The organism is Deefgea tanakiae, assembly GCF_019665765.1.
Taxonomy (GTDB): Bacteria; Pseudomonadota; Gammaproteobacteria; order Burkholderiales; family Chitinibacteraceae; genus Deefgea; species Deefgea tanakiae.
Map to the genome: position 1 here is coordinate 3,195,220 of NZ_CP081150.1, position 13,934 is coordinate 3,209,153.

The following is a 13,934-nucleotide window of genomic DNA, read 5'->3' on the forward strand; positions in this document are numbered from 1 at the left end:
AGTGTACGTAAGTGCATGATACGAAAGATAAATACTGAAACAGTGTGGTTGGAAAGTGTAGTATAATTACTTCTTCTATTGATTTGATGAGTTAGCGCTGTAGGCGTGTTACTAGAAATAGTGCAGCTGAATGCGATAATTCAAAGTGTGGTGAGAAAACTCACCGCACCAGACAGTTTAATGTCTGGCGACCATAGCGAGGTGGTCCCACTCCTTCCCATCCCGAACAGGACAGTGAAACACCTCAGCGCCGATGATAGTGCGGATTGCCCGTGTGAAAGTAGGTCATTGCCAGACTTCCCTAAAGAGAAGCCCGATTCGAAAGAGTCGGGCTTTTTGCTGTGCGTTGGAAATAGATTTTTGTGTGATGTATTTGTCTGTACCTTATGCAGATAAATATCTCTGGGCATATACATCTGAGAATAGATAAATCATTCATTGCTGTAGCGCGGCATTGCAATCTATTGCCTAGAATGAAGCGACAGCTTCTTGAAGGTTACCGATATGAATGCATTTACGCCTTGTGTTGATTCTGATGACACGCAATGTGCGGTCGCGATCGCACAGACTTTACTCGATGGTTTTAACCACCACTACACACTATTTCGTGCGGCCAGCATGGCTGCCAAGTCGAACTTTGAAATGGGTAATATCTTGGCGCAGCGTGATGCGGTAAGAAACCGGATCGAATTTTATGATGCGCGTGTTTTAGAGACAGTTGAGCGCTTAAAGCAGGAGTTTTCAGCTGAAACCTTATCCGATTCTGCATGGTTAGCCGTCAAACAGCAATATATTGCCTTGTTGCAAAAACATCGACAAATTGAATTAGCGGAGACTTTTTTTAACTCAGTGTGTTGCCGGATTTTGCACCGAAGGTATTTTCACAATGACTTTATTTTTTATCGGCCTGCTGTTTCCACTGAATACATCGAAGAATCTGAAGCGACCTATCACAGCTACTATGTGAATAATTTAGGGCTGGCAAATACGCTTAAGCAAGTTTTTACTGACTTTGCTTGGAATTTGCCCTTTGTTGATTTAGACCGCGACGTTGCGCGTATCTTGGCGGTGTTACGCCGTCATTTAGGTAAAAAGCTCACACCAGAATTTAATTCCCAGATTCAAGTTTTATCCTCACCGTTTTATCGCAATAAGGCCGCATACATTATCGGTAAAGCTACGCATGGGGATGTTGAAATTCCATTTGCGATTCCTCTGTATCGCAATGAAGCCAATCAGTTGTATGTGGATGCGGCCTTATTCGAAATTGTGCATGTCCGGCAATTGTTCTCATTATCTCGCGCCTATTTTCTGGTGGATATGGAAGTACCTTCGGCGTACGTACAGTTTTTACATAACTTAATTCCGGGCAAATCTCGCGCTGAGTTGTATACGATGCTGGGTTTGGGTAAGCAAGGTAAAACGATGTTTTATCGGGAGTTATTTCATCATCTAAGGCACTCTTCTGATCCTTTTGTAAGTGCGCCTGGCACCAAGGGGATGGTGATGATTGTGTTTACGCTGCCTTCGTTTCCCTTTGTCTTTAAAATTATCAAGGATGTCTTTGCACCACCGAAAGAAGTTGATCGCGCAACGGTGCGCGCTAAGTATTTGCTGGTTAAACAGCATGATCGGGTTGGGCGAATGGCCGATTCACTTGAGTTTTCTGACGTTGCTTTGCCATTGGCTCGGTTTGAACCTGAGTTATTGGCTGAAATGCAATTATTAGCGCCTTCGGTGGTTGAGATTGAGGGTGATACGGTGGTGTTTCGCCATATGTATATCGAATGCCGGATGAAGCCACTCAATCTATTTATTGAGCATCGCCGTGATGAGGCGGTGGAAGAGGTGATTCGAGATTATGGGAATGCGCTGCGTGAACTAGCGATTGCGAATATCTTTCCCGGTGATATGTTATTCAAGAATTTTGGGGTGACGCGCGCTGGGCGAGTGGTGTTTTACGATTACGATGAAATTGAGTATATGACCGATTGCGATTTTCGCCGTATACCGCCGCCGCCAGCGCCAGAGTTTGAAATGAGTGGGGAGACATGGTTTAGCGGCAATAAAAATGAAGTTTATCCCGAAGAGTTTGGTGGCTTTTTGCTGGCGCGCGCCGATGTGAAGGCGGCGTTTAATAAATATCACGCCGATTTACTCACGCCTAAATTTTGGCAAGACACCAAGACGAGGATAAAAAACGGCATTATCGAAGACTTTTTCCCTTATCCACAGGCGTTACGTTTTCCACAGTCGTAATTGCTTGTTGATACTCAAATCAGCCCCGTGCGAGGGGCTGTTTTTATTTTGGGGCTAGCCTATTTTTTATTGCTTCGCACATGTACAGATGCTGCTAATGAGCTGATAATTCGCACCATTCATGAATTTGCTATTGAGGGTTTTATGTCGTCAACCGTGTTGCCTCATCAACGATTCCAGCTTAAATCGTTTTCGTATTCAGCCTTGGATACTGGTCCTAGCCTGATTGTGTTGGGCGCTGTCCATGGTAATGAAGATTGCGGCACCAAGGCGATTCATCGTGTTATGGCTGAGCTGGATTCGGGTAAATTGCAGCTATTGCGTGGTCGGATTACCTTTGTACCGATTACGAATCCTTTGGCCTATGAGAAAGTGCAGCGCAATGGCGATCGCAATTTAAATCGCAATCTACGTGTGACCGATGAACCGCATGATTTTGAAGACCGTATCGCCAATGCATTGTGCCCGCTGTTGGCTGATCATGATGTATTGCTCGACCTGCATTCGACGAATAATCCGGGTGAACCCTTTATTATGTTGGGACCTGAGAATAACGACGGCGATTTGCAGCCGTTTGCCTTAGCCAAAGAAGAGGAAGCGCTCGCGGTGCGTTTAGGACCGCATCGGATTGTAGAAGGCTGGTTGTGTACTTATGCCGAGGGCGTTAAACATCGCATGGCGTATACGCCGGTGTGTGAGCGCTCGCATTTGCTGAATACTGATCCGAGCTATGGCGTAGGCACGACTGAGTATACGCGTGCGCATGGTGGCTATTCATTGACTTTGGAGTGTGGCCAGCATAAAGATGCATCCTCGCCCGAAGTGGCATACCAAGGTATTCGCAATGCGATTGCTTGCTTGAACTTAGCCGATGTACCTCCAGCCCCTGTACAAAATGATTTGGAAGTACTCAAAATCAGCCGTGTGATTGATCGCCATCACGCCGATGATGTATTTGTCAAAACATGGGCCAGTTTTGATCGTGTTAAAGCAGGCGAGTTGATTGGCACGCGACATGACGGTACAGCCGAAGTGGCACCGTGCGATGGATTTGTATTGTTCCCAAATCCAAGCGCAGTACCCGGTAATGAGTGGTTTTACTTTGCGCAAGTCAGCGAGCGTAATGTCGGTGGTGTGCGAAATTAAATAATGGGTATTGGCAGCTAGATATTATTAATCAATGCCTAGCTGCAGATACATTTAGTGGTGGGCTAGGGGACTGACTTCTTTCGGTCTGGCTTGCAGCATTGCATTATGCACCGCATCGTCTTGCAGGCCATGCCAAAACACGTGCGCTGCAACGACATGAGTATGATCATTAATCTGCTGCCAAGCACGTACGGCATCGCTGGCCAGTTCATACGTCAAAATTGATTTATGGGCCTCAATTGCTTGCGCTTCGGTGCTCATGCCAATTTCGCTGAGATAGTGCAGCAATTTGCTACGCGAGTGGCTGGTGCGTTCATCGGTCGTGTCATAGGTTAAAAAAATCACTGCTTGTGCCATATCGGTCGACGCCATCCGAATAAAATCAACCCGTGACATAATGTTGACTGCGCCGTGTGGGGTTTTGCTCGTCATTATTTCATCCTCCGCCTCATTGATCAGATACTTACGCCCCATCGTGAGGGGCGCATGATTCTTTCTAGCAGGTTTTGTGGACTATTTTGTGGGTAAACGGTGTGTAATCTGTTTATTGTTGTGTATGACGGCTGAAAAGTTGGCGATTGTAGATTAACGCTAAGTTGGTGACTCACACTAAATCATGGTTTGATCTGAATATGCAATGTGGGTATATGTCTAAAGCTAAATTAATTTAATATTTAGAGGCATATACCCACAGGCAAAGTTATTTATCGTGCTTGGCTTGCTTCACGAAGTCGTTGAATTTGCCGCTCAAAAATTCCGCGTCGAATCATTTCTAAGCGCAAGATGTTTTGTAGTCGAGATGCCATTTGGTAAAGATGACTTTGCGGCAATGTTTGGCTTAAAACTTCACCTGCTTTGGCCTCAATGGTGATGAGATCTTGAGTGTCTAGTGTTTTTGGATTCATGATGTTGCCCCTTACTTTGCTAGTTCAATGGCAATAGAATAATGTGAGTATACAAAGATTGATTGTCCGTGCTGTGTAAGCTGATGTGCGGCTGGATTTATATTTAAGTTTTTGATTTGTAAGTATAAATTTAGCCATCGTATTACTTTTGTTGATTAGCAAAAAAATTAAAGGTGTTGTGAATGCGCCGTCTGATTCAGGTTTCGTCTTTGCTTTGGGGTATCTTGATTGGTCTCAGTGTCTCTGTGAATGCGGCATGTGTACCTGCGCCGATCGCACCGAGCGCACAAGAAATTCAGCAGCTCCAAGAGACCGCACGTGACCATGGTTTTCTGTGGAAAATCAGTAAGGATGGCCGTACATCGTGGTTATATGGCTCGATTCATGTAAACCGTTTATCGACTGCCTTTCCCGGCCCCAAAATGCGGCAAGCGCTGCAGCAAAGCCAAGTGATTGCCTTAGAGCTAGACCCAACTGATAGCGCAACACAGGCGAAGCTGATGCAGCTCGGCGCGCAAGGTGCAGGGCAAGTGCCGCCAGCGCTCAAAGCACGCCTGCAAGTGCAGCTTGATAAAGTCTGCTTGCCTGAATCGGTCGCGCAAGCGATCCATCCGGCATTATTGTTTGCTAACCTGAGTGTATTGGGTTTGCGTGAAGCGGGTTTTGAAACCGCTTATGGCACTGAATATGTGTTGGCGGGGGCAGGCAAGAAAATCATTCCGCTTGAAACTGCCGAAAGCCAAATACAGGCCTTGCTCGGTGATGGCAAAGTCAGCGCGGCTGAATACGCCGATGCATTGGCGATCTTAGAAAATGATAGCGAGCAGGGGACGGCGATTAAATTATTCGATGCATGGCTCAAATCGGATTTGTTTACCTTGGAAAGCTTTGCCGATTGGTGTGATTGCATGAATACGCCGAAACAACGCGCTGATTTGCGCCGCCTGCTCGATGATCGAAATAGTCCCATGGTCGATCGCATCGCCAAACTCCACACCCAATCCGCCCCGATTTTCGTCGCTGTTGGTAGCCTGCACATGGTCGGTAAAAACGGCCTGCCTGCATTGCTGGCGAAGCGCGGATTTAAGGTGGAGCGAGTGAATTTTGAGAATTAGCATGGTGGAGAGTCCAATTGGACTAAGCTTGCTCAGCCTAACGTTTACCATGATTAAATAGGTATTTCTATGTAGGTTATATTAATAAAGACTTGTATTAAAATACCCATCTTATTGAGCTGTTGGGTATCGCCTCGCTCCACCAATCTACGTTTTACTTTCTTTGAAAAACCCAAACCCCCGCGCCCAATTCTGGTGGTAATACCAAGTGGCTCAGATCGCGCCGTTCTTGCCAATCAAACAGCGTTTGCGCTTCGTAATCGCCCCAGTTGCCGGTGATAAAACGCGAATGGCTGCCGATGACGATGTAGGTTTGCACCTCGCGTTGGCGGAAGATTTGTTTTTCAAAGTGATTACCAGCCGGTGGCCAGCAGCAGAGGACGACTTCAGGTTTGTATCTTGCGATGGCGGTGTTGGCGTCGAGTTTTTGCACATCGGCGGGGTAGTTGACGACTTTGCCCCAGCTAAAATCGTCGCAGGCAGTGATATCGACATTCTGCCCACGTAAAAAGCGGCTGAGCGTGCCGTCGCCAGCGGCGATTTCAAGGCAAGTACGATTGCCGATCACTTGCGCGAGCCCGGCTATCAATTCCTTGCTGTAAAAACAGTAAATTCCGCGTTTTTCGACCAAGGGCATTAAGAAATGCTTTTGCGTAATCAGCGGCCAAGTCCAGCGAAAACGTCGAATCGACACGGGTTTGCGTACCAAATCACGCTCAAATAGTAAGCACTGCATGATGAGGCCATTCCATAGATTAAAGCGCACTTTGCCCGCGCCAACGCCCGTTGCGGTTGAGAAAGCGTATTGGCGCAGCGCGAGTTCGATTAGGCGTTGCCGCTCTTGCTGTGTGACGTAGTCGGCATAGGCGCGGCCGTCTCGTTCTCCGGATAAAAATCGGGCATCGTGTTGCGGGCGAAGACGTACTTTTTCAATAATGGCTTTGAGTTCGGCTGGATCGCGCCGCGCAAAAATACCTTCGAGTTCGCTGCGTACGCTTTCCCAAGCGGCGGGGCAGGCGGTCACCAGCTCAGTAAAACTCGGATTTGTGGCCAGCAAGGCCATGCGTTGTTCGGGGCTGAGTTGCATCGTGCGCCTGTGTGTGCTGTTTGCTGCTCGTTTATAAGCTAGCTCACTCGTTTAAGGCAAGTTTTTGGCGCGTGATGCAGGTGCTTATTCAATTTTTATCATTGATGATGTCAGCAGTGATTCGGCGAATTTCACTAGTTTGGCGTCAGAGCATGCACTTTCGGCATTGCATAAGATGGCGATGGCGCGATTTTGACTGGGCATCAGTAAGGTGTAATGGGTGTAGCCATCTTCTGTGCTGTCGTGAACACTCAGCGGACCAAATTCGGCAGACCGAATGATAGACCAGCCGAGCGCATAATGGTCAATCGGGGTATGGAGTTGCTGAAAACTAGCTGGACTCAGCAGTGTCGATTGGCCGCGTAAGCCACGCAAGTGTTCTCGCAAAAAAATACCGTATTCAGATTGGCTGAGCCTGACTGTAGGGTTGAGCCTTGCAAGGTCTTGCCGTTCTTCCTTATTCACCTTGTGCCAACGGGGTTTGCTAAACCAGTTTGTTTTTAATGATTGGTGGCCCTGTACTGAGGAAGTATTGCTGAGATGGGGATGCAGAGAGAGCTCGGAAAATAGTTGCTGTTGCAAGATATTTTCGTAGGTATTGCTGCCTAGCAATTCAATAATAATAGCTACAATGAAATACCCAATGTTAGAGTAGTGTGTTCTTTGGTTCACTTCGCCAATGTAGGCTTGTTGCAAAATCCAACGAGCGGCGGTGCTGCGATTGGCGCTTGGATTGCCACCGAGCATCGCCAATAAATTGGAATACTTGAGATCGCCAAATCCCCGCGCAAGCCCAGCGCGATGTTGTAGTAATTGCAACACCGTGACGGATTGAAATTCAGTACGCATTTGATCGCGCCAAGCGGGGAGTAAATCGGCCAGCGTAGAGTCCCAGCGTAATTTTCCTTGTTCCACCCAGCGCGCCACCAAGGTGGCAGTCACGGCTTTGCTGAGCGCGCCCAGTGGGAAGCTGTCGCTATTTTGAATGAATGCTGGCGCATCAATTCGCCGTTGACCACTGCAAGCACTGAGAATCGTGTCGTTTTGCACCAAGACCACGCCCACGCCGGGCAAGTGATGTTGGTGACGAAACTGCTCAACTTGGGTTTGAAGCTGAGCGTGGTCCACCACCGCAGCCTGCATTGGGCCATCATCCATGGCTGGATATGCACTGCGTGAGCTGGTGAAAAAACCAAGTTGATGCTGGCGCAATAGGGGATGCATAACGGATGTCCTTCGTGTTAGGGGCTTTTGCTTTTGGTGGTTGCGAACCGCTTACCAGGTGTATTGCAATAGGGCTGAAAACTCTCCGCTGCCTTTTGATTTGACCAAGGGGCTGTCCGCTGCATCGCCAAGGAATTGGTTGTAGCTGAGTGAGCTAATTAAACGCAGTTCTTTCGTGATTGGCACGAGGCCAGTGAGTCCCACGGTCCCGAGCGTGAGTCCGCTGCCTGCTTGATACGCTTTAAAGCCGCTTTTTTGCGCTTGTTGTTTTGTTACGCCATACCAGCGCTGTTGATAATCTGCATTACTGGCGGTGAGTGAACTGTTTAACATCAGCGCGAAATTTTCACTGTCATAGACGGTGTAATCCGCGCCCAATGTGAGCTGCTGGCCACGATTTTTGTCCGACAAGCCAGTCAAGAGCACTGTGGATAAGTTTAAATCGCCCAGGACATAATTGAGTATGGCGCCAGCTTGTGCCGCTGATTTAATATCGCCCATGCCTTTGAAATTGATTTTATCGGTCAGCCGGTCTTTTTCTTTGCGTTCACCACTAGGGGCCAGAAAAATCGCCGCTTGCCAATCTGGGTTGACTGCATAACTCCAACCGATTCCTTTACTGGTGCCCATAAAAAATCCTGAGCGATGGGCAATATCAAAACTAGGCATTGCGCCGCCTTTATAGAAATCCCCGCCCATGACTTCGGGGGCGTACGCAACCCCGAGCCCAGCAGCAACTTGCCAATTTTTGCCATCGCTGGCTTCTGCCCACAAGCTTTGCAAGCGTGATAATCCTTGCTCGGTACTTGAATTAAGTACCGTTTCTTCAGCGAGGCAGACTTGGCTGAGTAAAATAAAAGAAAAAATAATCGGGAAACGCATGAGTCCATCCTTGGAAAAAAATTATGAGGTAGGGAGTTGAGTGGTGCGAGCATTGGCTGATTGCTGGGCTAATTGTTTGCCATCAAGTTTCTGTTGCGGTGTTCTATTGCTTCGTGTGGGCTCGATGTTTGCTGGTGTTAATAAGCGATCGAGATCCCACGATGTTCGGTATAAGCTCCACATATTATTTCTCCACGCTCATTAAACTAGATCATTAAGGCGCAGCTAAAAACTGTGCAATCGCGGCGGTGACTTGTTTCGCGTGCGAGATAAATAGATAGTGATTGGCTCCGGCGATGTTGAGAGAGCTGCTACCGATCAGTTCGGTTTTAAATTTGTTTTGCTGTTGTAAAAGGTAAGGGCGATAGACCTGAGTAAAGAAAGTGCTGTTGGCTGCCCATTCGGGTGATGCGGGCGTTAACCACGGCACAATGTCACTTGGATTTTGTGCATCAGCAAAAATGCCAAGGGCACGCGCTTTTACCAAACTGTAGTTGGGCGTTTCTATGCCAGCGAGATGTTGTGCTGCGATTTCGTCAGGGGTGACCGCGTTGGCCACGCTGCCATCACTATTCAAGCGAATGGCCGCTTCAATTTCAGCTTTGGGAATCGCCACGCCACGGATGCGATGAGTGTATTGGCGAAGGCCATCTAGCGAGCTGAGATCGCCAATCGTCAATTCGGGTGGCGATGGTAAGGTGAAGCTGCTCAATGCTGCATTGAATGCGATGCGGTCATATGCTGCATCCAAATAGACTAAGCGATTGACGCGTTCCGGATATTTTCCGGCAAAGCGGCTGATTTCATCACCGGCAATTGAATGCCCAATTAAATGCACGCGTTGAATACCGAGTTGATCTAAAGCTGAACGAATATCTTCTGTTAATGTTGCAGTGTCATATCCAGTGGCTGGTTGGCTGGAACCACCATAGCCACGGCGCGTTAGGGCAAATACCCGATTTTTAGCTGTTAAGCCTTGGGCAAAACCATCAAATACATGTGCGGTATTACCTGCTCCCGCCAACAGCAAAATGACATCGCCACTACCGCCAAAATCGAGCACCTCCAGCTTAATATTCGGAGCAATTTGGATAAATTTTTGCGATGGCATCGCAGATAACGTCAGGCCTGGGGGCGGTGTTGGTGTTATGGTCGGTGATGGTGTTGGTGTCACGCTTGGGGTTGACTTTAAGCAATTTGAAATGGTGGCCCCGCTGTCCAAACATTTTTTCACTCGCGCGTGATCGTCAGCGTTACCGCCTCCGCAAGCATTGAGTAACGTGACTAAGCCCGCCATCAAAACAGCGGAACACGATTGACGACCTAATGGATTGAATTGGATTTGCATCATCTGCCCTGCTCTGTGAGTGAATGGCAAGCAGTATGACAAACGCAAGCTTAAGCCGAGCTTAAGGTTCTTCAGGTAAAGTGACGGCATGCATATCTTAATTATTGAAGACGACCTCGATCTCGGGTTCGCACTCCAGCAGGCACTCAAAGCCGAAGACATCAGCAGCGAATGGCGGCGCAGCATTGCCGATGCGCCACGTTCTGCGCAGGAACTGGAATTTGACTGCGTGTTGCTGGATTTAACTTTGCCGGATGGGGTGGGATTTGAGCTGCTGAATCGTTGGCGCAAGGCCGGTATTGCGACGCCGATTATTGTGATTACGGCGCGCTCGGCTTTGGATGATCGCTTGGCGGGTTTAGATGGCGGGGCTGATGATTTTATTATCAAGCCCTTTGCCACTGCGGAATTGATCGCCCGCATGCGCGCGGTATTGCGGCGTTATGCGCAGCAAGCCAGTGATGTGTGGCATATCGGTGATTTGCAAATCGAGCCACGCCGCTATCAGGCTAGCCTTGCTGGGACAACATTAGATTTATCGCCAAGAGAGTTTCATTTATTGCTGGAGTTAGCCAGAGAGCCTGGGATTGTGGTGCCGAAAGGCGCATTGGCGCAGCGTTTGGAGCCATTGGGCGATGCGATTGATTTTGGTGCGCTGGAAGTTCATCTCTCAAATCTACGACGGAAGATCGGTGCACAACGCATTCGGACTGTACGTGGTATTGGCTATATGTTGGTGCTATGAAGCGCTATTTACATTATTTTGGCCCCAGCCTGATTCGGCGCGTGGTCATTGCGATTTTGCTTGCGTTTGCATTGTGCTGGGTTGTGTTGGCAATCTATGGCTATCTGCAAGAAACTGACCCTGTTGAGCGAGATCGGTCGCTGCTCACGAATGGCCATGCTTTAGTGGCTGCGCTGGAAAAAGTAAGCGAAGAAACTGAGGCGTTGACTGTCATTTCAACGTATTCGGACATTTATAATTTAAGTTATCGGCAGTTTAAAATTCCTCGGGTCATGCTATTGCAACTCAATGATTTGCAGGGCCGTCGAATTTATCTGTCACCTGAAGGTGGCCAGCATCAATTGCCCGCAGGTCAGTCTCAATTGTTTGATGCCAAAGTGAATGGGGAGTTGTATCGTGTTTTTCACGCGAAAACTGCCCGTTGGGATGTGATGTGGGCTGCGCCCATTTTGGATTCGCCGTGGTTTTTTATGATGGTCATTATGGAAATGACGGTGCAAATGTTGATTGCTTTACCGATTATGGTACTGACGGTTTGGCTCGTGGTGGCACGCGGTTTAAGGCCATTGCGGATGTTGTCGAGTTTGATTGCCGATAAAAATAAAGATGATCTATCGCCGCTCAATTTTAGTAGTCCTTACGCTGAGCTAAAGCCACTGACTGAGGCACTAGATCGCTTATTAAGTCAATTGCGCAACAAAATCGAACGTGAACATGCTTTTGTGCAAGACGCAGCGCATGAATTACGCACGCCGATGGCGGTGATTTCAGCGCAAGCGCATGTATTAACACTGGCAGAAACCCCTGCGGATCGTGATGTTGCTGAGAAAAATCTAGAGTTAGCCATTAACCGGTCCTCACATTTGATTGCCCAGCTACTCGAAATGTCGCACATTGATAACGATAAATTGGTGGCGATTGAAACAATTGATGTCGCTGCTTTGCTGCAACAAGAGCTGGCTCGTTTAGCGCCGACGGCGATCGCGCGGCAAATTGAGCTTTCGTTTGATGCGCCAGATACGCTATTCAATGTGGTCGATGCCAATGCGGTGCAATCGATTGTGCAAAATCTACTCAATAACGCGATTTTATATGTTGGTGAGGGTGATCAGATTGAGGTTGAGTTACGCCAAGTTGGTGAGCAGATGATTTTAAGCGTCGCCGATAATGGCCCTGGCATTGCCGAGGCGGATCGAGAGCGGATTTTCGAGCGCTTCTATCGCGGCGCAGGGCACGATGTCGCGGGGACAGGCTTGGGCTTGGCGATTGTGGCGCAGGCGGTTGCTCGTTTGAACGGTACCATTCAATTATCGACGGGTCTCAATGAGCGAGGCTGCTGTTTTATTGTTGAAGTGCCACTTCGACATTAACCTTGGTGCACAGAATATGAGAATCATTGGTGTTTGGCTGGTGCTGCTGAGTGTGCCTGCTAGCGCCTGTACCTTGTGGGGCGCGGCTGGAGATGCGGTGGAGGGCGGTGGCACGCTGCTGGCCAAAAACCGTGATTGGCGGCCTGACCATGCGCAGTCGATCCGCATTCTCACGCCGAAGGACGGCTTTCGCTATGTGGGTTTGTTCGCTGATGACGGTGCTGAGCCTGGCATCAAGGCGGGTGTGAATGAGCAAGGTTTAGCAGTAGTCAGCGCGGCGGCGAGTAGTATTCCCAAGAAAATTCGCAATGCACAAACCGATGCGCGCGGTGTGATGAGCAAGATTTTGCGGCAATATGGCTCAGTGGCGGATGTGATTGTGGATGCCGCGATTTTATTTCAACCTGCTAGGGCGAATTTTTTAATGCTGGCCGATCGCCATCAAATCCTTCAAGTTGAAATTGGCCTCAATGGTCAATATAGCTTGAGCACTCAGAGTAACGGTGTTTTGGCGCACACCAATCATTATCTCAGTCAAGAATTGGCACACTGCAATCAACTGCAGGGTGAAAGTAGTCATCTCCGTCTGGCGCGGGTATCAAGTCTATTGGCTGTGGATAAAAAGTGGCGCTTGGATAATTTTGCGGCGATCAGCCGAGATCAGCATGATGGTGCCGACAATAGCCTATGGCGACATGGTAAGGAATACACCTTAGCGAGTTGGCAAATTGCGCTGCCAGAGCAAGGCGCGCCGCAATTGAACTTGGTGCTGGCCAATCCGCAGCAAAGTGAGTTGAAAGCGCAGTGGACACTGGATGCCGAGTTTTGGCGGCAAAATGCGGCGGTGTTGTTGCCTTAATGCGGCTTACGTTTGATTGCTGCATCAGCGATGACTAATTTACCTTGCCGTTAATCACAAACTCCTTACGAAGTCTTTAGTTTTCGGCGTGGCGCGTCGATAAACAGTTACCAACAAAGAGGTCCCGCCATGAACTCACTCTCATCACTCCAAAACAGCCCTTTGAATGGGCTGCGTTCTAATGAGTCGGGCTTGGCGCAATCCTTGCGCAAAATGGGTGAGACGGCGGGGGCGATGGGTAAATCGCTCACCAAGGGTAGTGAATTGATTCAACAGCGGGTGGATAACCTCAGTAAAGCGACGACGCAGATGGCGAGTGATTTTATTTCTCAGTTTGCCCAGAAAATGTTCGGTGACCAAGCGAAGGGCATGACCATCGAGTTTGATGAGATGTCACTGAGCGCAGAATCGAGCTTTACCGCCATGCAGCAGTCGAGCCAAAGTGCGCAAGGTAGCTCTCAAGCTAGCGCATTTCGTTTGAGCGATACCAGTTCGTTTAGCGGTAAAGGCACGTTGATCACAGCGGATGGGCAGCGCTTTGAGATTGAAATTGAGATTCGCTATGAATCGGTCATTGAAGGTGCCAGTATTGCTCAGCAGCGCAATATGAGTAATGGCTTCAACGCAATACCTAACAATCAACAGCAAGGGCAATCTATCGCTTCTGCGCCGATCGATGCGCTCGATTTAAATCAAGCCAATGACGCTTCGGCCAAAGTGCCCGTTTCATCGCGCAAAGACGATGACAAAAAAGTGGATGGATTCAAACAAGACTTTGCTGGCACCGCGATGGACTTGTTGCAACGCCTGAGCAGCGAACCCGTATTCCGCCCATTCGGGATGTTTAAGCCCGATGCCGACGGTAAAAACGGCTTGCAACTCTTGGGTGAAATGTCGCTGCAACTGCTGAATTTACCCGGCGGACCACGCTATTTAGATATGAGCCCCGACCATAATCCGGATAAAAAAGTACTGGATGCAAAAGCTTAAG

At 48.6% G+C, this 13,934-nt stretch carries 13 protein-coding genes and 1 rRNA gene; 8 read left to right on the forward strand and 6 right to left on the reverse strand.

The features are described 5' to 3' along the window. Nucleotides 1–183: 183 nt before the first annotated feature. From rrf to K4H28_RS14935, 3 genes are all read left to right on the forward strand, one after another. Nucleotides 184–297: ribosomal RNA gene (gene rrf / locus K4H28_RS14925) — 5S ribosomal RNA — on the forward strand. A 207-nt stretch (nucleotides 298–504) separates the two neighbouring features. Further along, nucleotides 505–2,259 carry a bifunctional isocitrate dehydrogenase kinase/phosphatase gene (gene aceK / locus K4H28_RS14930; RefSeq protein WP_221005930.1) on the forward strand — a complete coding sequence of 585 codons (1,755 nt, stop codon included), beginning with the start codon at nucleotides 505–507 and terminating at the stop codon, nucleotides 2,257–2,259. A 144-nt stretch (nucleotides 2,260–2,403) separates the two neighbouring features. Then, nucleotides 2,404–3,405: a M14 family metallopeptidase gene (locus K4H28_RS14935; protein WP_221005931.1), complete on the forward strand. Its 1,002-nt coding sequence runs from the start codon at nucleotides 2,404–2,406 to the stop codon at nucleotides 3,403–3,405. A 54-nt stretch (nucleotides 3,406–3,459) separates the two neighbouring features. Here the strand turns inward: K4H28_RS14935 and K4H28_RS14940 are convergent, their stop codons facing one another. Then, complete coding sequence (locus tag K4H28_RS14940) at nucleotides 3,460–3,840, reverse strand: hypothetical protein (RefSeq protein WP_221005932.1); 381 nt, start codon at nucleotides 3,838–3,840, stop codon at nucleotides 3,460–3,462. Nucleotides 3,841–4,112: 272 nt separating this feature from the next. Next, the gene (locus K4H28_RS14945; RefSeq protein WP_221005933.1) at nucleotides 4,113–4,313 is read right to left on the reverse strand and encodes a hypothetical protein; all 201 of its coding nucleotides are present in this window, start codon (nucleotides 4,311–4,313) and stop codon (nucleotides 4,113–4,115) included. A gap of 182 nt (nucleotides 4,314–4,495) precedes the next feature. Between K4H28_RS14945 and K4H28_RS14950 the strand changes: the two genes are divergently transcribed. Continuing rightward, a complete protein-coding gene (locus K4H28_RS14950) occupies nucleotides 4,496–5,428 on the forward strand; it encodes a TraB/GumN family protein (protein WP_221005934.1) in 933 nt (310 codons plus the stop codon). 154 nt (nucleotides 5,429–5,582) lie between these two features. Here the strand turns inward: K4H28_RS14950 and K4H28_RS14955 are convergent, their stop codons facing one another. The 4 genes from K4H28_RS14955 to K4H28_RS14970 all read right to left on the reverse strand — a co-directional run bounded on the left by K4H28_RS14955 (nucleotide 5,583) and on the right by K4H28_RS14970 (nucleotide 9,972). Next, nucleotides 5,583–6,515 (reverse strand): hypothetical protein, encoded by a 933-nt coding sequence (locus K4H28_RS14955; protein ID WP_221005935.1) that lies wholly within the window; start codon nucleotides 6,513–6,515, stop codon nucleotides 5,583–5,585. 84 nt (nucleotides 6,516–6,599) lie between these two features. Then, complete coding sequence (locus K4H28_RS14960; RefSeq protein ID WP_221005936.1) at nucleotides 6,600–7,739, reverse strand: serine hydrolase domain-containing protein; 1,140 nt, start codon at nucleotides 7,737–7,739, stop codon at nucleotides 6,600–6,602. A gap of 51 nt (nucleotides 7,740–7,790) precedes the next feature. Continuing rightward, complete coding sequence (locus K4H28_RS14965; RefSeq protein ID WP_221005937.1) at nucleotides 7,791–8,621, reverse strand: MipA/OmpV family protein; 831 nt, start codon at nucleotides 8,619–8,621, stop codon at nucleotides 7,791–7,793. 214 nt (nucleotides 8,622–8,835) lie between these two features. Further along, complete coding sequence (locus K4H28_RS14970; protein WP_221005938.1) at nucleotides 8,836–9,972, reverse strand: alpha/beta fold hydrolase; 1,137 nt, start codon at nucleotides 9,970–9,972, stop codon at nucleotides 8,836–8,838. 85 nt (nucleotides 9,973–10,057) lie between these two features. Between K4H28_RS14970 and K4H28_RS14975 the strand changes: the two genes are divergently transcribed. The 4 genes from K4H28_RS14975 to K4H28_RS14990 all read left to right on the forward strand — a co-directional run bounded on the left by K4H28_RS14975 (nucleotide 10,058) and on the right by K4H28_RS14990 (nucleotide 13,933). Then, nucleotides 10,058–10,714: a response regulator gene (locus tag K4H28_RS14975; RefSeq protein WP_221005939.1), complete on the forward strand. Its 657-nt coding sequence runs from the start codon at nucleotides 10,058–10,060 to the stop codon at nucleotides 10,712–10,714. Then, a complete protein-coding gene (locus K4H28_RS14980; protein WP_221005940.1) occupies nucleotides 10,711–12,084 on the forward strand; it encodes a sensor histidine kinase in 1,374 nt (457 codons plus the stop codon). Before K4H28_RS14975 ends, K4H28_RS14980 begins: the two co-directional genes overlap by 4 nt. A 16-nt stretch (nucleotides 12,085–12,100) precedes the next feature. Further along, entirely contained in the window at nucleotides 12,101–12,943 is an 843-nt protein-coding gene (locus tag K4H28_RS14985; protein WP_221005941.1) for a carcinine hydrolase/isopenicillin-N N-acyltransferase family protein, read from the forward strand. Between the two features lie 129 nt (nucleotides 12,944–13,072). Next, the gene (locus K4H28_RS14990; RefSeq protein ID WP_221005942.1) at nucleotides 13,073–13,933 is read left to right on the forward strand and encodes a hypothetical protein; all 861 of its coding nucleotides are present in this window, start codon (nucleotides 13,073–13,075) and stop codon (nucleotides 13,931–13,933) included. The last annotated feature ends 1 nt before the right edge of the window (nucleotide 13,934 follow it).